The 23,153-nt window shown below is 46.8% G+C and carries 14 protein-coding genes and 1 tRNA gene; 3 read left to right on the top strand and 12 right to left on the bottom strand.

What is annotated here, in order from left to right; all coding sequences use genetic code 11:
- Window positions 1-101 precede the first annotated feature (101 nt).
- From IDJ77_RS15195 to IDJ77_RS15145, 11 genes are all read right to left on the bottom strand, one after another.
- Window positions 102-173 (bottom strand) — tRNA-Cys (locus IDJ77_RS15195).
- Window positions 174-189: 16 nt separating this feature from the next.
- Entirely contained in the window at window positions 190-1,332 is a 1,143-nt protein-coding gene (locus tag IDJ77_RS15190; protein ID WP_191189817.1) for a formylglycine-generating enzyme family protein, read from the bottom strand.
- Between the two features lie 23 nt (window positions 1,333-1,355).
- A complete protein-coding gene (locus tag IDJ77_RS15185; protein ID WP_191189816.1) occupies window positions 1,356-3,014 on the bottom strand; it encodes an arylsulfatase in 1,659 nt (552 codons plus the stop codon).
- Window positions 3,015-3,034: 20 nt separating this feature from the next.
- Complete coding sequence (locus IDJ77_RS15180; protein ID WP_191189815.1) at window positions 3,035-4,678, bottom strand: arylsulfatase; 1,644 nt, start codon at window positions 4,676-4,678, stop codon at window positions 3,035-3,037.
- 31 nt (window positions 4,679-4,709) lie between these two features.
- Window positions 4,710-6,182 (bottom strand): RagB/SusD family nutrient uptake outer membrane protein, encoded by a 1,473-nt coding sequence (locus IDJ77_RS15175; RefSeq protein ID WP_191189814.1) that lies wholly within the window; start codon window positions 6,180-6,182, stop codon window positions 4,710-4,712.
- Between the two features lie 24 nt (window positions 6,183-6,206).
- Window positions 6,207-9,290, bottom strand: coding sequence for a SusC/RagA family TonB-linked outer membrane protein (locus IDJ77_RS15170; protein WP_191189813.1), 3,084 nt, complete (start codon window positions 9,288-9,290; stop codon window positions 6,207-6,209).
- A gap of 557 nt (window positions 9,291-9,847) precedes the next feature.
- Window positions 9,848-15,052 carry a DUF4011 domain-containing protein gene (locus tag IDJ77_RS15165; protein WP_191189812.1) on the bottom strand — a complete coding sequence of 1,735 codons (5,205 nt, stop codon included), beginning with the start codon at window positions 15,050-15,052 and terminating at the stop codon, window positions 9,848-9,850.
- 150 nt (window positions 15,053-15,202) lie between these two features.
- Window positions 15,203-15,697, bottom strand: coding sequence for a helix-hairpin-helix domain-containing protein (locus IDJ77_RS15160; RefSeq protein ID WP_191189811.1), 495 nt, complete (start codon window positions 15,695-15,697; stop codon window positions 15,203-15,205).
- Window positions 15,694-15,972 carry an SNARE-associated domain-containing protein gene (locus IDJ77_RS15155; RefSeq protein WP_191189810.1) on the bottom strand — a complete coding sequence of 93 codons (279 nt, stop codon included), beginning with the start codon at window positions 15,970-15,972 and terminating at the stop codon, window positions 15,694-15,696. Before IDJ77_RS15155 ends, IDJ77_RS15160 begins: the two co-directional genes overlap by 4 nt.
- 362 nt (window positions 15,973-16,334) lie before the next feature.
- A complete protein-coding gene (locus IDJ77_RS15150; RefSeq protein WP_191189809.1) occupies window positions 16,335-16,619 on the bottom strand; it encodes a helix-turn-helix domain-containing protein in 285 nt (94 codons plus the stop codon).
- Window positions 16,620-16,831: 212 nt separating this feature from the next.
- Window positions 16,832-18,466 (bottom strand): ABC-F family ATP-binding cassette domain-containing protein, encoded by a 1,635-nt coding sequence (locus IDJ77_RS15145; RefSeq protein WP_191189808.1) that lies wholly within the window; start codon window positions 18,464-18,466, stop codon window positions 16,832-16,834.
- Window positions 18,467-19,085: 619 nt separating this feature from the next.
- Here IDJ77_RS15145 and IDJ77_RS15140 point away from each other — a divergent pair.
- Together IDJ77_RS15140 and IDJ77_RS15135 are read left to right on the top strand one after the other, a co-directional pair.
- Complete coding sequence (locus IDJ77_RS15140) at window positions 19,086-19,769, top strand: hypothetical protein (protein ID WP_191189807.1); 684 nt, start codon at window positions 19,086-19,088, stop codon at window positions 19,767-19,769.
- Window positions 19,766-22,060: a DEAD/DEAH box helicase gene (locus IDJ77_RS15135; protein ID WP_191189806.1), complete on the top strand. Its 2,295-nt coding sequence runs from the start codon at window positions 19,766-19,768 to the stop codon at window positions 22,058-22,060. The genes IDJ77_RS15140 and IDJ77_RS15135 overlap by 4 nt, the downstream gene beginning before the upstream one ends.
- Here the strand turns inward: IDJ77_RS15135 and IDJ77_RS15130 are convergent.
- Window positions 22,057-22,824: a GIY-YIG nuclease family protein gene (locus IDJ77_RS15130; protein ID WP_191189805.1), complete on the bottom strand. Its 768-nt coding sequence runs from the start codon at window positions 22,822-22,824 to the stop codon at window positions 22,057-22,059. The two genes, IDJ77_RS15135 and IDJ77_RS15130, sit on opposite strands and share 4 nt — an antisense overlap.
- Window positions 22,825-22,844: 20 nt before the next feature.
- Here IDJ77_RS15130 and IDJ77_RS15125 point away from each other — a divergent pair, with 20 nt between their 5' ends.
- Window positions 22,845-23,153 carry a hypothetical protein gene (locus IDJ77_RS15125; protein WP_191189804.1) on the top strand — a complete coding sequence of 103 codons (309 nt, stop codon included), beginning with the start codon at window positions 22,845-22,847 and terminating at the stop codon, window positions 23,151-23,153.

Here is a 23,153-nt window from a genome sequence, read left to right as displayed (position 1 = left end):
TATTTATTCGGGGCGGTAACGATCTTTATTTGCCGATACCTTAAAAATAGCCGATACCGCCCACCTGCCAACAGGTGGGCTTTTTTATGCAAGATATTATGAGGCGTGGGAGCGGATTCGAACCGCTGTAAGAAGTTTTGCAGACCTCCGCCTAACCACTCGGCCACCCCGCCTTTATTATATGTACGCCTATTTATTATCAGCCACGCATCTAAATCCCAAATGCTCCATACCGCTGTCTTCCGTACTCTTCATCCTCCTTGCCACGCGGTAGCCCGAGCAATAGCTATCGTTACACAAAAAAGAACCGCCGCGTATCACGCGTTTTTTGGTATAAGGTTCGGCAGGGTCGTAGCTGTCTGCAGGCCCTTTTGGGTCGGCAATGCCTCCTACCCTTGTGGTGGTTTTATAATAATCGTTGCGGTAATAATCGGCGCACCATTCCCACACATTGCCGGCCATATCATACAATCCATAGCCGTTGGCGGCAAAAGACCGCGTTGGTGCGGTGTAGAAGAATTTATCCTTCACCGTGTTGATATTAGGGAAATCCCCTTGCCAGGTATTGGCTTTGGCCTTTCCTTCGTCAACTGGTTCATTACCCCAGGGGTACACATTACCGTCCCGCCCGCCGCGGGCGGCCCACTCCCACTCTGCCTCGGTAGGTAAGCGCTTGCCTGCCCATTTGCAATAGGCAACTGCATCAAACCAGGAGATATGCACCACCGGGAAATTCTCTTTGCCTTTTATATCGCTGCCCGGGCCATGCGGATGTTTCCAATCGGCACCTTTTTTCCAATCCCACCATTGGCTGTAATCGTTTAACGGAACCGCACCCTTTGGTTGTTTAAAAACCAGCGACGCCGCTACCAGCACATCATCGGCTGGTTTTGGCGTTCCGGGGGGTAATTGCTTTTTCAGTTCGTTCCAGTCGGGTTTGCGCTGCGCTATAGTTACATAACCTGTGGCTTTCACAAAATTTTCAAATTGCGCGTTGGTCACCTCGCTAACATCCATCCAAAAGCCCTTTACGCTTACGCGATGCTTTGGATATTCGTCATCTGCGGCCTGCTTATTATCTGCGCCCATAGCGTACGAGCCGCCGCTTATCCACACCATACCGCTATGTGATTTCACCGTAGGCAGTGCGGAGGTCACGCTCACCGTAAGCGATGGAAACCGCTTCGGGATATTCGATTCGCAGCATATCGCAACTTTCTTTACTATGGGCCTGGCAGGGGTTATTGGTTTAGCTGGTTTTTCTACAAAAGCAAGGCTTGTTGCCGCTATCGCGGCAACAATACCTAAACTTAATACTTTGATCCTTTTCATTTTTTACCAAATAGATTGAGTGATTATTGCAAGCCCGGGCCGCCTGGGGCAACTACGTCCTGCAACTTGCTTTTGCGGTAATCCTTCATCGTTTGCGGTTCGCGGTCTTCAATCGTGCTAAAATCAACCGAACCAACTTTTTTGGCCCATTGAAAATAAGCAATCGATAAGCGGCTTACGACATCGTGATTTTGGCGTGCCACATCACGGGTTTCGCCGCGGTCGTTCTCCACATCGTAAAGTTCCCAGGTGTAGGATGGGTAATGCGATTCCAGTTTCCATTTACCGTCTCTCACAGCACGGTTACCCGCGCGCTCCCAAAACAGGGGTTCGCCGCGTTTCACTTCATTATCCTGCCCGTACAGTACCGGCAGCAGGCTTTTGCCCGGCAGGGCGTTAGGCACAATATCTTTATACTTTTTAGGGTAAGCGGCACCGGCTAACTCATAAAAGGTGGGTGCCAGGTCTATCAGGTGGCCGGTACCTTTGCTGATGGTTCCCGGTTTAATTTTGGATGGATACCAGGCAATGAATGGCGAGCTGATACCGCCCTCGTACACATAATCCTTAAAGGCTAAGAATGGCGTATTGGAGGCATACGACCAGTTTTTCCCTTGCGATTCGTACGAACCAATGGTACCAACCGGGCCGGTGTTACGTGTTGCGCCGTTATGCCATTTTATCAGATCTTCGGCAGGGGCGCCGTTATCCGAGATAAAGATCACCAGGGTGTTCTTATCCTGCCCGGTTTGTTTAAGCTTATCCAGCACCTGGCCTATGCCCTGGTCCATCCGGTCAACCATCGCCGCGAAGACTTCCATTTTTGCGGTCCATTGCGATCTCTGGTCGTATGACAGGCGGCTCCAATCGTAGATATCGGCATCCTTATTTGATAACACGGCGTCTTTACCCACTATGCCCAATTCCTTCTGTTTGGCAAAGCGTTCTTTACGCAAATCGTCCCAGCCTTTATCATACCTGCCTTTGTATTTGGCTATGTCTTCGGGCAGTGCCTGCAGCGGCCAGTGTGGCGCGGTGTAGGCCAGGTATAAAAAGAATGGCTTTTTATCCTTGCCCTGTTCATCCAGGTATTTTACCGCATGCTCGGTGATCACATCCGTTTGATAATATTTGCCGGCTTCCAGCGGGTAAGGCTTACCATCCTCAAAGTAAGGGCGTTTGGGGCCGCCGTTGTAATCGCCCTGGTCAAAGTAGCTGCCGTTTTCTGAAAGCAATGAATGGTCGAACCCGCGCTGCCAGGGAAAGCTTAGCCCCTTGCCGCTTACGTGCCACTTGCCAGCCATCAAGGTGGTGTAGCCCGCGCCTTTCAGCACCTCGGCAAGTGTTAGCGATTCCTGGTTGATATAGCCCTGGTAAGCCGGCGAACCCAAATCGTTGGCAAAATAACCCACCCCAGCTTTATGCTGGTATTGCCCGGTAAGTAGCGAGGCACGGGTTGGCGCGCAAATGGAGTTGTTATAAAATTCCTTTAAGCGAAGCCCTTCGGTTGCCAGCCTGTCCAGGTTGGGGGTTTTAATTTCGGAGCCATAAGCGCCGATGTCTGAATAGCCCAGGTCATCCGCCAAAATAAGGATGATATTGGGTTTGCTGCTGGTGTTGTTATTTTGCGCATAACCGTTTATGGCGGCGGTTATCAGCAATAGCGTTAATACTTTTTTCATGATATGTTAAGCTGAGATCATTAATCGTTGTTACGTCTGCCAGATGGGGCGGCGGCCGACCGGCCCGCTGGTGCCGGTCTTAGTTTATTATAGTCTACCACGTCGTTTTTGGCCGCCCATTCTTTGTAGGCTGCTTTCAAACGGGTTACTACTTCGGGGTTGGCGGCTGCCAGGTTGTTGTTTTCCGCGCGGTCGGCCTCCAGGTCGTACAATTCGTACTGTGGGTTGGCGCCTGCCGGTAATATTAATTTCCACTTGCCATCCCTTACGGCTTGCTTGCCGCTGCGCTCCCAAAACAGGGGTTCGCCACGGTTTACATGGTCGGCTTTACCGGTAAGCAAGGGCACCAGGCTTTTGCCTGCGAGGGTATTAGCTTTTACACCTTTATATGCCTCGGGATATTTTACGCCTGCCAGTTCATAAAAAGTGGGGGCAAGATCTATCAGGTGCGCGGTTCCCTGGCGAATAGTATTGGGTTGGATCAATTTTGGATACCAGGCAATGAATGGCGCACTGATACCACCCTCGTAAGGCGAATCTTTATAGTTACGCAGCGGAGAATTGCCGGTTTGCGACCAGTTACTGTTCTGCGTTTCGTAAGAACCCGCTGTACCTACCGGCCCGGTGGTGCGCTGTGTATAAGGCCTTAACCCATTACCACCCTGCGCGCCGTTATCCGAAATGAAGATGATCAGCGTATTCTGATCTTTTTTCAGTTCTTTCAGTTTGGCTAACAGCCGGCCTATCCCCTGGTCCACATGGTCTATCATCGCCGCGAACACTTCCTGGCGGGTTTGCCAGTATTGTTGCTCATCATAAGTAAGTGTTTTCCATGGTTTCAACTGCGGATCGTGCGCGCTTATTTTTTGGTTTGGATCAATCAATCCTTTTTTGATGGCATTTTGATACCGCAACTGCCTCAGCGAATCCCAGCCTACCTGGTATTTGCCTTTATACTTGGCTATATCTTCGGGCAGGGCTTGCAGCGGCCAGTGCGGCGCGTTGTAGGCCAGGTATAAAAAGAAGGGTTTCTTCTCTTTATCCTGTTCATCTAAAAAGCCGAGCGCGTTATTGGTGATCTCCTCGGTGAGGTATTTACCTGGCTGCAGGTAGTACGGCTGATTGTTTTTTACGAGGGGTGCGGTAGCTTTTTCTTCGCTGCCTATCTCGTAATAGTTGCTGGCGCCGCCAATAAAGCCAAAGAATTTATCAAACCCGCGCTGGTTTGGCCACTGGTCCTTATCATCGCCAACGTGCCATTTACCGGCCATTAAGGTAGAGTATCCTCCCGTTTTCAGCACTTCCGCAAGCGTAAGCGATTCGTGGTTTAAAAAACCCTGGTAAGCCGGTAAGCCCAAGTTTACGTTAAAGTAACCTACGCCCGCCTTATGCTGGTACTGCCCGGTGAGCAGCGAGGCGCGGGTTGGCGCGCAAATAGAGTTGTTATAAAACTCCTTTAAGCGCAAACCTTGCGCGGCAAGTTTATCCAGGTTGGGGGTTTCCAGTTCGGTGGCGCCGTAAGGGCCTATATCCGAGAAACCAAGGTCATCTACCAATACCAGCACGATATTGGGGCGGCTTGCTTTTTGTGCAAGCGCTGGCGCGGTCGCTAAAAGCAGTGTTGCTGCCGCTGCGCTAAAGCCAATGTTTAAATATTTTTTCATCTGATCTTTTATTTAGTTGTGTGAAAGCCTATCAGAAACCTACCCAATCCGGGTGTTGTTTCAGGTTGGGATTCAGGTTAATTTCGCGCAGTGGCGTTGGAAAATGTACGTGGCGGGGTGCGGCCAGCGTTTTGCCTGCTGCTTTCAACACTTTGATATAATAATCGGGCCCACGGCGTGCCAGATCGAACCAGCGTTGGTATTCGTACACAAACTCCTTGCGCCTTTCCTGGAAAACCGCGTCCCTAAAATCGGACTGGTTAAGCCCCGGCGTTGTGTCCTGCAGTTTAGCGATGCCTGCCCGTGTGCGCACCTCATCAATAGCAGCATAGGCTTCTGCGGTTGGGGCGCCTTTCCACTCGTTCAAGGCTTCTGCGTAGATCAATAGTACCTCCGCATAGCGGATGATAGGCAGGTTTTTTGACGACTGCCCCTGGTTGCCCACCACCGCGGGGTCGTAATATTTATTGAATTGCGGCGTAGCCAGCGTATAAAGGTTACCGTTGACGGGGCTCACTATCTGGGTAACAAAAGTTACGGCGCGGCGCTTATCATCGGCACTGTATGAGGCATACAAACCACCCGCAACGTGCAGTGCATCTGCATAATCGCCATTGATGCCGGGCACATCTGCCGGTGCCGAGCGGCTGGCTAAACTATTCCCCTGATAACCAGAGTTACCTTTAAACTGGGCGGAAAAGATATGCTCTTTGCCGTTTTTAGTGGCCACGTTAAACACATCGGCAAAATCGGTGAAAAGCTGGTACACCTTACTGTCTATCACCTCTTTACTTTTTTCGGCTGCCAATTGCCATTGTTTATGCGTGAGGTAAACTTTGGAGAGCAGGCTTTTTACCGCGCCCGAAGTGGCCCTGCCCACATCTACAGCAGCATATTGCGCCGGCAAGGCCTCGGCGGCTTTCAGATCAGTGATGATCTGGGCGTAAACCTCATCTTCGGTAGCTTTGCTTACATACAGGTTATCCGGCGAAAGATCGGCTGGCTGATGCAGTACCAAGGGCACCCCACCAAACCATCGTACCAAATTAAAATAGTGCAGCGCCCGCAGAAACTTCGCTTCGTTGATGAGGCGGACTCTTACGGCTTCATCAATCTTGGCGGCGTCTATCAGCGCTATCTTGTCAACGGCAATATTTGCCACGTTAATCCCGTCGTAACTTTGTTTCCAAAGCTGCTCCATCCGGTCGTTAGACGAATCGTGCGTAAGGCCCGAGATCGCTCTAACCGCAGCGTTACGTGCCCTCGGTCCGGCCTCGTAATCGTCGGTTGCCATCTCTACGCCTATTTGAAATAAGCTGTTGTATAATGATTGCCCGCTATCATAAAGTTTGCGGTAAGCAGCTGTAACCGCTGCGGTGGCTTGTGCCTGGTCCTGGTAAAATTCGCCCGATACCAATAGCGCCTCGGGCTTTTCATCCAGTTTTTTGCAGGAAACGGCCATTAGCGCCGTGCCAAGCAATGTGATATATATTAATTTTTTCATGTTTGTTTTCCTTTCGTTTGATCATTAAAAGCCAACCCGTACGCCTAAGTTGTACACACGCGCAACCGGGTAAATGCCCGAATCGGTACCGGGCGACACATTGCTGCCGGAAGTAACTTCCGGGTCGAAACCGGTGTATTTTGTCCAGGTAAGCAGGTTTTGGCCCGATACGTAGATGCTTGCATTTGCCAAACCAGCCTTGCTAATGAGGTTTTTAGGCAGGTTGTACGACAGGCTTACGTTCTTCACCCGCAGATAAGAGCCGTTCTCGATAAAGCGGCTGGAAAATACGGGTGCAGGGTCGAGCTTTGCCCTTGGGATGGTTTGGCTGGGGTTTGTGGGCGTCCAGCGATCCAACGCAGATGCCGCGGCATTTTGCTGGCCGGTGAACAGCTCCAGGTTTTGGCGGTTGGTGTTCAGGATCTGGTTACCATACGAGCCTTGCAGGAATACCAGCAGGTCGAAACCTTTATAAGAGAAAGTGTTGGTTACACCGAAAAGAAAATCGGGCTGCGCATTACCCACAATATCCTTATCCGCGGCGGTTGTAAACGTACCATCGCCATTAATATCCTTGTAAAGCCTGTCGCCGGCTTTTGGCACCGCGTTACCGGTGTATTTACCCTTCGCGGCTTCCTCCCCGGTTTGCAGGATACCATCGGTTACGCTGCCATAAAAGCTGCCTAAAGGCTGGCCTACACGGATGATGTAATTACCCGAAATATAGCTGCTGGCACCGTTACCAATACTCAAAACTTTATTGCGGTTGAACGAGATGTTTAACTGTGTGTTCCATTTAAACACGCCAATGAGGTTGCGGGTGGCTACCGCCAATTCAATACCCTTGTTCTCTACCGAGCCAAAGTTTTGCAGCGATGCATCGTAGCCCGATGTCCATGGGATCTGTACATTCAGCAGCAGGTTGCTGGTTTTTTTATAGTAGGCGTCCAGGTTAAATAATAAGCGGTTATCCCAAAAACCAATATCGATACCGGCGTTATACTGGTCGGTTGTTTCCCAGCTCAACTTATCATTGCTTATACGGTTTGGCGCAAAACCAGTGATGATGTTGTTGCCAATAACATAGGTATAAGTGCCCAGCGTAGCCAGCGACTGGTATTCCCCTATCTCCAGATTACCCGTTCTACCGTAGCTGGCCCTCAACTTAAAGTCGCTGATAGTTTTGTTAAGATTTTCGAAAAAGTGCTCATTGCTGATGTTCCATGAAGCGGCAGCCGATGGGAAATATCCCCATTTATTACCTGCTCCAAAACGGGATGACCCATCTGCACGCAGACTGGCGGTAAGGTAATACCGGCGGTCGTAGTTATAATTTACCCGGCCCAGGTACGAGTTCAGGTTCCAGTTGGTAGCATCAGATGTAGGCGCAATCAGTGTAGAACCACCACCAAGCCCGTTGTACGTAAGCGCATCGGTAACAAAATTTTGCGACGCCGCCGTAAAGTTTTCCCTGTTGAAGCTTTGCTGCGTAAAGCCGGCTAAAACATTGATGGCGTGTTTGCCAAAAGCTTTATCGTAGCTCAACGTATTTTCATTTAACCAGGAATAGCTGTTGAGCGAGCCGCGACCTGCCGAGCCATGGGTAAGGCTGCCCTCGTAAATGGTGCTCGGGATATAGCTCTTCTCGGCAATGTTGTTTACATCGGTACCAAACAGCACTTTCAGGTTCAGTCCTTCAATAATTTTGTATTCGCCAAAGGCGGTACCCAGCACCCGGTTAGTGGTTGATTTGTTGATCTGCTCGGTAATGGTTGCAATGGGGTTAGCAAAAATATTTTCAAAAGGGTTGCGCAGTGTATACCCACCGTTAGGGTCATAAATTGTAGCTGTAGGCGGCATTATCAGAAGGGAACCTACAATACCTCCCGGTGCTACATTAGCGTCCGCTTTACTGAGGCTCAGGCTGGCGCTCAGTTTAAGGCGGCTAAAAGGCTGTGCATCTATATTGGTACGCAAACCATACCTTCTAAAGTCGGTGTTTTTGATGATCCCGTCCTGGTTAAGGTAATTTCCCGAGATCAGGTAGCGTACCTTTACGTTACCACCGCTGATGGTTAAATTATGGTTTTGCGTAGGCGCGTTGCGGAAAGCTGCTCCCTGCCAGTCGATACCGGCACCTAACTGGTCTATCTGTGCCTGTGTTTGGTACTGAAACTCGCCTTTTGCAGGGGTAGCATCGTAAAGGGCCGCATTCCTTAAAATGGCAAAATCATGAGCGTTCAATACATCCACCTTTTTACGAAGCGATTGCACACCGAAAGTACCTTCGTAAATGATGCTGCTCCTGTCGGCCTTGCCTTTTTTGGTGGTAACGATAACCACGCCATTTGCACCGCGCGAACCGTAAATAGCGGTGGACGAAGCATCTTTCAAGATGTCGATGCTCTCGATATCTCCGGGGTTGATGCTGCTGAGCGGGTTGGTTGGCGTACCGCTTAAGGTACCTGCGGTGGTATTTGAGTTATAAATAGGGAAGCCGTCTATCACATAAAGCGGTTCGTTACCACCCTGGATAGAGCTGCCACCGCGGATACGGATACTCACCCCGCCACCCGGTTCGCCGGATGTTTGGGTGGCCTGCACACCGGGTGCGGCCCCTTTAAGCGCCTGGTCGAAAGAAGTAACCGGCTGCTGTAAATTGGTTTTTGATACTGATGATACCGCGCCCGTTACGTCGGCACGTTTTTGGGTGCCATAGCCTACTACAACCACATCATTCAGCTGGCGGGCATCATATTCCAGCCCAACGGTAACGGGGCTTCCGTTTACATATACCTCCTGCGTTTTATAACTTACGTAACTCACCACAATGGTGTATGGGAATTTTTGGCCGGTGATGAGCTCAAAATCGCCGTTGACGTTGGTGGTTGTGGTATTGGTAACGCCTTTAATACTTACTGTTGCGCCCGGCAGTGTTTCTTTGGTGCGGGCATCTATCACCTTACCATACAGCTTAGAGTTGATGGTTGGCTGAGTAGGGGTTTGTGCAAATAGTGTTAAAGGCAGCAATAAAAGGGCGAGGGTGCCCGTTCGTATATATGTGCCCGATCTATATAAATAGTACTTGGCATGGAGATATATTTCCATATCTTTAAAATTTTTTATGTCAATATTTATGTTGGTAAAACCGGGGATGAGGGGCGGTGTATGATTGGCGTTACTGCTGCCCTGTCATCCGACTAACCGTTAAAGCTTCCTTAGCGGTTGATACAGATCTTCTTATCAGGTCATCTTTTCTATTATTTTTTTGGGGTAATTAAATGTTTTTGCGTGCGAAATTCGCTTACGGTATTTGCACACCGTATCCCTTATTTGCTTGCGGGAATATTATTGGGAATGATTAACAACAGCAACACATACACACTGCAGAATGCATGGGTATGTGGTTGAATGTAGAAACGGGGGAACGTAAAATTGCTTTCATTGCGATTGTTTACGGCGCAAATATATAAAAGATTTTAAATAAACTATAAAAACTATAGAATTAATAGACTTTTTATTAAAAAAGCTATTTACAGCAAATTACAGGCCTTTTTCGGCGATAATTTGTGTAGAAAATCACGATACCAATTATATTTTTGTTAAGTTGAGCCAAATTGATTAGCCCTGATCGCTATCGATAAGCGTCGGGGCTAAGTTCTTAGTTAATGCCGTGGCGATATCGGTGTTTGCGCCGTTTTACTTTTATTTTCTTCGGCAAGGCGTATGGCTGTTACAATGCCGCCAATTACCTTGTCCGGTTTTTCCCACCATTCGGTAGAGAATATTTTGTGAATGTTCCAGCCCAGCAGTTTCAGCACATCTACTTGTACTATCTCCCTGTCGCGCGATGTTTTGGCGCTTTGGTAGCTTTTGCCATCAGTAAGTACCCCTAAAATATACCCCGTCGGGTTTTCCTTATCAACAATACCCAGGTCTATTTTGTAGGCCGAGCAGCCTATTTGTGTATGCACTTCGTACCCCTGCTTCCGCAACTCGGCAGCTATCAAGTTTTCGAAAGATGGCCCCTGCCCGCTTTTTTCAGCAACCCGTACAGGCAATGCCGTTTTCCCCTTTTCGGCATAAGCCAGGAATGCTTTAAGCCCTGCCACACCTTCGGAGCCGGAACGATTGAGGTCTATCTGGTCGGAGTTTAAGGTAGAGAATACCTTCATTTCGTAACGCGCGCGCGATACAGCCACATTCAGCCTCCGCCAGCCCCCTTCGCGGTTTATCGGGCCAAAGTTTAAGCTTACTTTTCCGTTTTCATCGGGGCCGTAACCGATGGAGAACAGGATAACATCGCGTTCATCTCCCTGTACGTTCTCCAGGTTTTTGATAAAGATAGGTTCCTCGCATTCCAGGGCTATACGTTCCAAGTCGGGCCGCAGTTTAAATACATCGGTCAGCAGGTCCTCTACCAATATTTGTTGTACCGAACTAAAGGTTACGATACCCATGCTCCGTAACGCCAGCACTGGGTCTGAGAGCCTGCGGATCACTTCATCAACAATGGCCTTTGCTTCAAATTTATTCTGTCGCGACCTGCCTTTATCATAATAGCCCTCCACCTTTACAAAAGTTACCTTACTCACAATATCGTCGGTAGAGGGGAATGTGAGCAGCTTATTATCATAGTACTTAGCGTTGCTGAAAGCGATGAGACTTTCGTGCTTACTGCGGTAATGCCACAACAGGTGGTGCGATGGCATGGATAGGGCCAGGCAATCATCCAAAATGCTTTCCAGGTCTTCCTTATCAATATTCTCCTCGTCGATATTATTAGTGGAGAAGAAGTTGGTCGGCGGCATTTGTTTAGGGTCGCCTACTACAATTACGGTGGTGCCGCGGGCAATGGCGCCAATGGCTTCGCAGGTAGGCATTTGCGACGCCTCGTCGAACACAACCAGGTCGAACTTCACACTATCTGCATCAAAATATTGGGCCACCGAGATCGGACTCATCAGCATACAGGGCGTAAGGCGGTGCAGCAGGTTTGGAATGGCATCGAAAATCTTGCGGATAGACATGGCCCTGCCATTGTTGCGGATAGTACGCTGCAGCATCCCTATCTCCGAACTTTGCGATGCCTCCTGCGTAAATGATGGGATCCGCGCGGCCAGGCGGGCGTAAAGCTCCTGCTTGGTCAACTTTTCAAAATTGCTGCTGATCTCCCTGAACCGTTTTATTTTTTCCTGGAACAGACTGGAATTGAAGGTTGCCAGCTGCGGTGTACGCTCGATAATGTATTCGGCCGCAGAGCGATAAAACCCTTTCTCAAACTGCATTACGAGGTCCGCGCTTTGCACCGCGCCATTTTCATAAGCAGCTATCAGCGGCTGCAGGTCTGTTTCGAGGGCGCGCTCTTTTACGGCCAGCCAGTTGTACCAATCTTTTAGTCCATCCAAATGCTGCAGCCAGCCTGCTGCAGTTTGAGAAAGTTCGCTTTTCCAATCAGCAACATTGTTTTGCATCGAACTGAAATTAATGCCTAACAAGTTGTGCAGCACTGTTTCTACTTCGGCTATATTACTGGTGGTTTGCAGGTAATCGTCCAGAAGTCTTTTATGCTCCGTGGCGTATGCTTTGCTTCCTTCCGAAAACTCAGCGGCCAATGCCGAGCGCCATGCTTTTAAACCGGCGCTGCCCACTATACCGGCAGCCGCGCGGTTCATTTGGATGACCTGCTGGCAACTGCTTTCAATTTTATCCCAATCGCACTCGCCGTTTTGCCACATAAAGCCCAGCATTAGAGGCAGCCAGGTGGCTTTTTCAATAATGTCCTGCTCTTCGCGGTAAGCCATAATTTGCTGCAAAACAGTGGGCACTTCGTCATTGGCAATACCCCCACCCAAGGTTAGTTTCGACAGATTTTTTAACAACGATCGTTGTGTTAACCAGCGCGGCAAAAACCATTTACCGGCGGCTATATTCCATTCGCTTAGCGTTTGGGCAGCCGGGAAGTTTAAGATCTCTTTTTGGAAACGGGCAAGCAATCCGCGCCGCAATGCATCCCGTTGTTTGCCGTGTATCGCTATGCCTATCACCTGGGCAAGGTTTTGCTCTGGCGCGTCAACCTGCATTAACGAAGCGGGGAAGTCTGCGGTGTTGCTAAGCAGTTGGGCAAGGCCACCAAGCTCCTGTTCTTTGCTTTTAACCAAGCCGCCAACCTTTATAATATCGCTTACAATATCGGTTTGGTCGGTTAAAGTTTTAAGAAAGCCTAACAGTTCCTCTATGAATTTGCCGGCCTCTTGTTTTAACTGTAGGGTATACTGTTTTACATTAATGGCCTTAAGCGGGTGGCCTTTCGGGCTGCCTATTAACGCACCTGCCGCCTGCAGATCGTTGGCAACATCGCGCCAAACAATAACATGATCCGGAGTGAGGGTTTGGATAGACTCAGACGGAAAGATCACACGGTCCTCAGCCTCCGGCAACTGGCTATATTGTGTAAACAGGTCGAACAAAGAATACCCGAAAGGGTACTTTTCGTGCAGGGCGGCAACATATACATTTAGTTCGTTCCGCAGGCTGTACAAGCGCTCCGCTTCCGAAACAAAATTATCCGGCGCATCCTTCTGTACTTTTTCCGTAGCTGCCTTGAGCTGCTCCAGCACAGCAGATTTTTTTGATTTGTTGGAATGCAGCTCCAAACAAAACGCGCCGATCCCTATGGCCTCCAGCCGGCTTTCCACTACATCCAGCGCGGCCTTCTTAGCCGCTACAAACAGTACCTTTTTGCCGGCGTAAAGCGCGTTTGCTATAATATTGGTAATGGTTTGCGATTTACCCGTACCCGGCGGCCCGTGCAATACAAAACTTTTGCCCTCGCCCGAAGTTAGGATGGCCTGAAGCTGCGATGAATCCGAACTGATGGGCAGCGCTACATTCTTGGGGTGCAGCTGCCCATCTTCAATAGCCATGCCTGAGGTATCTTCCTCCGGCTGCCACTCCAGTTTGCCTGATATTAAACTTGCTACTACTTTATTGCGGGCAAGTTTATCGGCGTTATTATGTATATCGTTCCATAAAATAAACTTGCTGAACGAGAATGTGCCCAGCAGCGCCTGCTCCTCAATATCCCATCGCGATTTGGTCATGATAGCCTGCCGGATGATGTTGAAGATGAGTTTTACATCCACACCGCTTTCATCCTTAGGCAGGGTCTCCAGGCCGCCAATGGTGATGCCAAAATCTTGCCTGATCATTTCCAGCAAGGTAATATTCATGATGGTTTCTTCTTCGCGGGTGCGAATAACGTACCCTTTTTGCGCCGATTTGCGAATGATCTCTACCGGTAAAAGCAATATAGGTGCGTATCGCGGGCGCTCGCTCAAGTCGGTCTCAAACCACCTCAGCAAGCCTAAACCTACATAAAGTGTGTTGGCACCGTTCTCTTCTATCGAAAGGCGCGACGAGCGGTATAAATTGGTAAGGCTGTTGCCCAATTCCATTTCGGACAGGTAAGTCCGCAGCCGCCGCTGCCCCAGTTCATTCTTTACCAGGTCGGCAATGGGGTCGGTTTGATGCAGGGCTTCGTAAACACCTGTATCGCGCGGGTTGTTATCCCAGTCGGACGGTTTTGCCAGCACCTGGAACTCCGTCCCGGCAGATAAAGCATCTTCCAGTTTACCGGCATTTATGGTGATGAACTGGATCACGCTTTTTGTGATGCGGATGTTTAGCAGGCTGTTGCGCAGGGTAAGATCGAGCAGCTTACGCTCCCAAAGGCGTTGTTTGGAAATGTCTATCTTTTCGCTGTGTACCAGTTTTTGTCCAACAAATATATCACCGGGCAAAGCGTTCTCTCGCGTTTGCCTGGCTTCTTCCACAATCTCCCAGCCGTTTGGCGTAGGCACCCTTAGCGGCAACGGCCTGATGCCGCTGAACCGCGCACGCTTAATATCTATAAACAACAAAAAATCGCTGATGCGCAGAAGCTTTTGATCGGCAGAGCTCACCGCATCATCAAAAGATGTATTGTTGCCCGCGTTCATACAGGTGGCTTCTACCATTACAATATCGTTAATGCCATCTGCTGCCCGCTTGGTTATCAGCGATGGGTCGTCGTTCACCGCATCAGCAAAGGATTCATCTATAAGCCAGCCGCCAGCGAAAGCGTGATCCTTAACCATCGTAATAATTGGATGTATGCCAACAGCTTCCAGGCAGGCCGCATACAGTAGCGACAGATCCAGGCAATTGGCCAGTTTGTTGGTGAAGATGGTATCTGCCAGCCGGATCCGCTGGCCCCCTTCTTCAAAACTTGCCGGCACGGTGCAATAGATAAACTGCATAGCGGCAATAGCCTCATAAATGGCGGCCATTTGTTTACGTACCCGGTTAGGATTACGGCTTTGGTATTCGTCGAAAGATGGGTTGCCTGTCCATTTTTCTAATATGGCTGATGCCGCCAGGATGATCTTTACAATTTGAGGATGATTTGGCGTAATAAAAGCAGCCAGCATTTCGGGCAGCAAGCCAAGGCCGTTCCATTGGTCGTAAGCCAACAGATCAACCCCGTAATGCTCCTGGTATACAATTTCTTCGTCTGCCGTAATCGTTAATATAAATTTGCCCGAAACCCGCTCCGTAAGCTCGGCCAGGTATTTTGAGGAGATAAGCGGTGATATGCTTTTAAAAGGGTGGCTTTCCTGGTCTCTTAAAGTCCCAATAGATTGCTTCCATAACGCCGCAAAATCCGGCTCTGACGAAAGCTCAACCGTTACATTCTGCCAATCGTAACCCGATACGTTTTTTATGGCCAGTTCTCTGATAACAGGAACGTGGTTTTGCTGCAGCGCGAAATTTATTACAGGCGAATAATCAAAATTCACCTCTGTTTTTGGCAGGGTTTGGCTACTCATAGTTGGAGGTTAAGATAGCAAATAATCGGAAGGAAAATAGCCCGAAAAATTCCGGTCCGCAATAATGGAGATCGTCCGCGGTCTGCTGGTACAGCTAAAATATTAATTAAACGCCCTTAAAGTTCACCGTTAATTGATCCGTTTGATAGCCTAATCCCTTTTGTAGGCATTCATTTTGGGATATTTTTCACTCTCATACCAGGGCGTTTTCGGCCGGTCGGCAGGGAAGCCATGCTGTTCGCGGTAAGCTTTACGTTCGGCTGTAAAATGCCACCAGCGTTTAGTATCGTCCCTGTTTTCGATATAATGGACGAGCAGCCTGTAGGAATCTTCTACACAAGGATCGGCCCAGGCACCGCATTGCCTTTCAAAAGCATCAAAGAGCTCAACTGCTGTTTTCCCTTCCAGTTGTGCCAGCGAATAGTAGCCCTGGCTGATAAGTTCCTCTGCAAAGTTGATGCCCAACGAGGGAATACTTTGAAACGCCGCAAGGGCTTGCAATTCTTTTGCACGCTTCGGCGAAGCGTGCAAAAGTACTGCAACCTCGTCGGCAGCGTGATCCTGTAGCATCTTTTGGCTAATCTTTTGGGCTTTCAGCGTTTGCTTTTCTTCCCCGGTCAGCCGGTAATTAATGTTCTTTTTCATAGTATCTCCACATAGTTGATAATGAATTTGGCTACCTGTTCCTGCTCAATGATATTCAGGTCTTCTCCATCGTAGATCCAATAACCATTCGCATCAAATAAGATCCTCCCTAAATTTTCGCCGCTTTGGTCATACGCGGTATATAGTTCGTAACATTGGTGCCCTACAGGCGCGTAAGATGGTACCACCCTGATCACTTCACTGGCGCCGTTGTGCCGGTTCAGCCAGGCTTTCGCCTCGTCTCGCAGGAATATTTTTGATTTGAGCTGCTGCATTGTTCAAAGCTTTTTTCAAAGATAAATAAAAAGCTAATAATTTTAGTATTTTTACAGGGCTTAATATTAGAAAAGCGGCATCGATGGAAACAAAGCACGAAGGGATATAGCAGCCTTTGCTAATGCATAAATGGTAGTTATGATTTGAAGCTTCGTTTTTAGCCTTAAAAAGCCTTAAACGCAAAAAGCCTCTTTTTCAAGAGGCTTTTTGATAAACTTTCGGCGCTGTTGATACGTCTTTGTGATCCAGCCGGGATCGATTTTATATATCTTACTTTCTTGAAAATAAACAAGTTAAAGCGGTTTTATATGAATTGAGCACCCAAAATAGAACAACCCGCTTCTAATAACACCTGATTATGTCAAGCCTGTTCGGTCACCAGGTCACCAATGCTGATGTGGAATAAAGCGCATATCTCCGTCAGCGTTTCCAATGTCAGGTCGCGGGTACCTGATAACCAGCCCCGCAGTTCATTCATTTCCACCCGGATATGATTACCGAACTGCATACGGTTCAATCCGGTTTCCGCAAGCAAATGCTCAATACGTGCACCTAAAGCCAATCGATGTTCACTGTGCAGCAAATCAGCAGCGCATACTTTGTCTAAAAGACGACCTAAAAAGGTTAAACCGTTTCCTGTTTTCATAGCGTAGTGTTAAAGATGAATTACAAGATAGGAAAAGTAAAACAAACGCGTACGTACTGTTGAAAACTTAGCAATGTGTTAATGGCTTGTTTACACAAGAAGCCATCAGGTGCAGAGTTTGGCCAGTTTCTCATCTACCGTGTTTCCTGCGTCAGTATCCTTGCCCTGCGGCGCATTTAAAGATCGGCGATCACAGGCAGGGATAATGGCCGTTAACTTTGCTCGATCTCTTTTAAGCTATTCATTTTTTTGTAGGCTAAAAACCCTTTGATATCTTCAAAGTGCTCGCGTACCCGCCGATGACCAAACTCGAATACTTTTTGCACCAGGCCATCCAGGAAATCCCTGTCGTGAGATACCAGGATCAAAGTGCCGTCAAAAGCCCTAAGCGCGTCTTTGATAATATCTTTGGTCTTCATGTCCAAATGGTTGGTCGGCTCATCCAGTATCAACAAATTCACGGGTTCTAACAACAACTTGATCATCGCTAAACGGGTTTTCTCTCCTCCGGATAGCACCTTGACTTTTTTGGTAGTATCATCACCGCTGAACATAAACGCACCCAAAAGGTCTTTGATCTTCAACGTGCTATCGCTTAAGGGTATCTGATCAATAGTTTCAAATACCGTTAAATTTCCATCCAGCAATGCGGCCTGGTTCTGGGCGAAGTAGCCAATCCTGGAATTGTGACCAACTTTCAAACTTCCTTCAAAATCGATCTCGTTCATGATGGCTTTGATCATGGTCGATTTACCTTCACCGTTCTTCCCTACGAAAGCTACCTTTTCGCCCCGCTCGATCACCATAGACGCGTTCTTGAATACGACGTGATCACCGTAGGTTTTGGTCAGATCTTCTACGATTACCGGATATTGGCCGGAACGTGGTGAAGGGGGGAATTTCAATCGCAATGCCGAAGTATCTACTTCATCGATCTCAATCACGTCGAGCTTTTCCAGCATCTTTACCCGCGATTGCACCTGTAAGGTTTTAGAGTAAGTTCCCCTAAACCTGTCTATAAATTCCTGATTATCGGCAATGAAGCGCTGCTGCTCTTCATAAGCCTTCAGTTGGTGCACGCGGCGGTCGGCACGCAACTGAAGATAATGGCTGTATTTAGCTTTATAATCATATATCCGGCCCATCGTAACCTCAATGGTGCGATTGGTGATGTTATCTACAAAGGCCCGGTCGTGCGAGATTACCATCACCGCCCTGGCCGAATTGATCAGGAAATCTTCCAGCCACTGTATACTTTCAATATCCATGTGATTGGTGGGCTCATCAAGCAAAATCAGATCGGGTTTTTTCAACAAAATTTTCGCCAACTCAATACGCATCCGCCAGCCGCCCGAAAATTCTGAGGTCTGTCGGGTAAAATCTTTCCGTTCGAATCCCAGACCTTTGAGCACTTTTTCAACCTCTGCATCATAATTAGTGCCCTCTACTGTATAAACTTTCTCACTAAGTTCCGATACCCTTTCGATCAGCTTCATGTAGTCATCGCTCTCGTAATCGGTGCGGATATTCAGCTGCTCATTTAATTCCTCCAGTTCCTTTTCCATTTGGTTCGCCTCGGCAAAGGCCTTCATGGCCTCTTCAAAAACGGTCACCTTATCCTGAGTTAGTAAATGCTGCGGCAAATAAGCGATGACCGCGTCTTTAGGACCGGTTACACTACCGGTAGTAGGTTTGGCTACATCGGCAATAATTTTGAGGATGGTAGATTTGCCTGCACCATTTTTACCCATCAGGGCTATCTTGTCATTCTCGTTGATTGAGAAAGTTACATCGCTAAACAGGGTGGTTCCGCCAAATGAAACGGAAATATTATTTACATTAATCACAGTATGGAAATATTGAAATTGCCGGTAAAGATAAAATATATTACCGCCAGCCCAAAGCCGGGTGCTTAAAAACAAAAAAAGAGCCACTTTTTCAAGAGGCTCTTTTTTCAAAACTTGCGACCTGTTGGGTGGTCTTTGTGATCCCGCTGGGATAATTTGTGATCCTTCAACGAGTTGTTTTATATGCCATTAGGCGCTTTAAACGCACTTTTTATCATTTTTTCATCAAAACAGGGCACCACTTTGGGCACAGTTATATTGACACGATTTGATGCAATTTAAGAACGTTCGGTTGTCCCAATTCAAAGATAAATCTATAATTGGACAATCACAAATGTTGTGTTATCAAAATGAGACACTATTAAAAGGTGTTGTTAATGTGCTTAATCTTAATGATATTTCACTATAACGGAAGACTCACTGCATAACTGAAGACTAACTGCCGACGTGGACAGAGGTATCCGGATTTTAAATAAATTTCATGGCTTGTTAACGCTATGGTTGTGTTATTGAATTATTAAAGAGATTCGCTACATTTAAAAATTATTATTCTGATAATGAGTCAGGTGCTTCATTGATTACTTGGCCGTCAGAAAACCTAAGCATAACCTATCAATCCATGAGCGGATACGCCATCGTCGATCATCAAAAGATCGATAGCCATATTACTTTCATTAGGATCAATCCTACAGATATTGCGCTGACTTTAAAAGAGGTCTTTGCCTCATTGGCTGACTTGGCATGGATCAGCGCCTTTGATGAGTTATATCTCCGGGACGGCTTTCAAGTTAGAGCGGAAGCATCTGTGAAATATATTGCAGAAAATATTATCAAAACAACGGACGACAGTATTACCAGTAGTTCCGGTGAATATGTCATATCCGAACTTGCCAGGAAAGCTGTTGTCGACAAACTGGCTTACCTTGATATACCGTTGGCAGAACTCATAAAGATCAAAGATGTCGGTAATCACGGTTTTGATTTTTATACTAAAAACCAGGACGAAATCCTTCTTTTCGGCGAAGCCAAATATAATGCACGCCAAAATGCTTACGGTCTCGCTTTTGAACAGATCATCAGGTTTGAAAAGAAAAAGCAGGATAGTTCCGATATTATTGATATTGACCGGTTCTGTTGTGTGAATTCCAAGAATAATTTTGCTAAAGGGCATAAAGGATTCATTGCCGCTTTTGCCAGCAAAAATACCTCAACGGAAAAACTAATCGAAGGCATTACTGCGAACACGGATTACCAAGAAGCCATTAAATTTAAAGAACTTATCTGTGTTGCCGTTAATATATGAAGGACCTGATCAAAAATATCAAAAGTAATACCGGCATTGAAAGGACCTTTTCTTATGTAATGGACAACATATACAAGTATGGCCCAGTTTCCGTTACTGATATGGAAATCCTTTCATATTTAGCGCTTTACAGCCCCGAGGCATTTGAAAATCATAAAAATGCCATCTTGAATTATATGGCGGTTTATTACAAAGAAACCAGCCGCAACACACTCCGAGATGCTGTATTCGGACAATACCGACGCTATATCAAGGATACTTATCATCAGGACTATACTCCCGTGCAAGCCGATATTATCAAAGGAATAGCTAACAGCAACTGTTTCAGTTTTTCAGCGCCGACTAGTACGGGCAAATCCTTTGTCTTTATGAATTTGATACAGGAAAGCCAACACGACATTGTAGTGGTAGTGCCCTCGCGTGCGCTGATTAACGAATATTATTTGAAGTTAAGCACGCTTATTACAGATAGAAGCGTCAATATTCTGACCTTTATTGACAAAATCAATACAAATCATGCGAGAAAAAACGTTTTTGTGGTTACGCCTGAGCGCTGCCGGGAATTATTTAAGCAGAAAGATTCTTTTACAGTAGACATGTTCTTGTTCGACGAAGCGCAGCTCAGCAATGAAGATTCTAAACGCGGTTTATATTTTGACAGTATTGTCAGGAGATGCTTAAAAGCTTTTCCCCATGCTAAATTTGTTTTTGCTCACCCATTTGTGAAAAATCCGGGTTCGCAGATCGCAAAGAATCATTTTAATCAGGACACTTCCGCCGCGATACAGTACACTCAAAAAAATGTAGGGCAGTTGTTTTTTTGTAAAGACAAAGATTTCAATTTTTATCATTTTGGAATTGATCCCCAAGTAATGGGAAAAACCAAGCAGCGCGCCGATTTTGATCCCATAGAAAAAACAATATTGGACGGCGGCACAGCATTATTTTATGTTTCGAAAGCGCAAATATATAATGGCGGCATTTTAAAAAAATTCAGTAAGTATGTCGACTTATGCAAGGAAGTACAGAGTGAAAAAATTGAAGATTACATAGAGCGCCTTAAACAATATACGGGCGGCGATACAGGGGTGAATCAGAGTCACTACTCACTTTTGCTCGCCTTGCTTAAACGAGGCATCGTCATCCATCATGGTTCACTACCACTGCAGACCCGCCTGATCATTGAGCAATTTACTAAAGATGGACTTTGCAAAATATGCTTTGCTACATCCACACTGGAACAAGGCATCAATATGCCTTTTGATGTAGTATTTCTTGACCGCATGGAAAATAGCAAGCCCCTGTCAGTGAAAAACCTCATTGGAAGGGCCGGCAGGTCATCAACTGATCTGAAATTTGATTTTGGCTATGTGATCATTAATGCTTCGAACATTAGCAATTTCCGGAAGATCATGAACCAAGATGAAGAACTGGATGACGTATCCTCCTTAGAGAAAACTGACCTGCAGGATGAAGACTTTAATGAGTTTAAGGAAGCTATATTAAATGATACCTATTCCGATGAGTATAATCTTTCCGAAAAAGACTTGGAAAAACTTACGGCAAACAACATTGATCTGGTTATTCAAAATATTTTAAATTCGACTTTTGAAGAAAATACGCTGATTTCTCTTTCAACCATCAGCGCCGATCTGCGTTACCGATTAGCGTTATATGCCAATTTCAGGGAAATATATGCCATGTATTTAGGGCGAACATTGGAAGCCGGCGAAATTAACGTATTAGATACTGCAATCAAGATCATATTATGGAAAATACACGGCAAAACCTTTAAAAACATCTGTTGGTACAGGTACTCCTATGCCAGCCGATCGCATGAACGCGAAAGTGGCGGACAGAACGCGGAGGAGCTGCCCGCGGCCTTTTTTACTCAGTGTAAAGATATTCCAGACAAATCTCTGAGCGTTTTCAGTATGTTCCCATTGGGGACCAAAGCAAAAGACGTGTCTTACGATTTAGTAATGTATGATACTTATGATTATATAGATAAGCTGATCGGTTTTAAGCTAAGTGACATTTTTTATGCCACATTTATCAAATATTTCGAAAGAACGGCCGACCCGCGCGCAGATAGACTGGCCAAATACGTTAAATACGGAACTGATAGCCCCCGGTTTATTTGGATGCTCCGCTATGGTCTGTCATTTGAAGATATCGAAATTTTAGACAAGCATATCGATGAAATCAGCCCGGCTGAGATAGTTTTCAAAAATTCCATTTCGGAAGTGCCGGATATCGACAAATCATCTATTTCCAGGTTCCTAAATTAGATAGCTTTCATGTGCATTTCGATTTCCGTTAAGTCAGAGATTTGAAGTCGGAACCATTCGCCGCGTACCCGTTTCGCTGCAAATTTGGTGTGCAGCTCTTTTTCGATTTTAGAGTCACAGCACCAAACCGCGATAAGATGCACCACGGGTTCCTGGGAGTGCAGGGTCCGCTCACGGTAGCGCGGGTTGTTGCTTTTACCGATTTTGATCAAAGCGGTATCGATATTGACCATCAGGTATACATACTGCTTGGTCTTATCGATTTCGCAGGTGTGATTGTTACCGAAAAAATCCATGTAAAAGTCCTTTTTGTCAATGACGGTCAATTTAAAAAGCCCGCGCTTAGCGGCACTGAACATGACCGCGTTTTGTCCTTTGAATTGTTCAAGTTCCTGACAGGTCACGGTCTGGAAACCTAGCTTTTCCAGAAAGCCCCGCAATTTGGTTTGAAAAGTATTAAACGCATCGATCGCATCTAACTCCTTGTAGTCGTCAGCCAGCATCATACAAAAACGCATGAGCAGTTCAAAGTAATCCGGATCGCGCGGATCAAGTTCGATAATATCTCCCTTTAGTTCCCGTACTCCGTTGATATAATAGATCTTGGCCAGCAAGCCAAGCTGATCATCCGCGAGATTCACCCCGTAGCAATGTTTTGCCAGGCCCGCCATCACATTATTGATAGGGCCGTTATCTGCTTTATCCAGTTCACGGATATCCGCTTCTTCCAGTCGGAAACAGCAGGTGAAGAATTTATCGGACATTTCTTGTTATTTTTACCATTATGATTCCAAAACCTTTTAAACAATCCCTAAAATACAATTCCTTGCTGATGCCCAAAGAACACCGGGAAGTAGTAGACCGTGCTAATATGGATTTATGGAATGATCTCATGGCAATTAATACTAATAACCCCAAAGAGGAGATCAAGATCGATCACGTCATCAAAGACTTAGGACACAGTTATGCTGTGGATATGAAAATCAGCTGTAAAAATTCTGCCGTCCAACAGCAACTAGACGCGGTCTATGAACGAAACATGCGCCTGCCAAGATTTACGAAACATGAACACTTTGATGCGATGATTAGTTAA

It is taken from the genome of Mucilaginibacter pankratovii, assembly GCF_014773265.1.
GTDB classification, from domain to species: Bacteria; Bacteroidota; Bacteroidia; order Sphingobacteriales; family Sphingobacteriaceae; genus Mucilaginibacter; species Mucilaginibacter pankratovii.
This window is presented reverse-complemented; position numbering and strand designations above follow the sequence as displayed.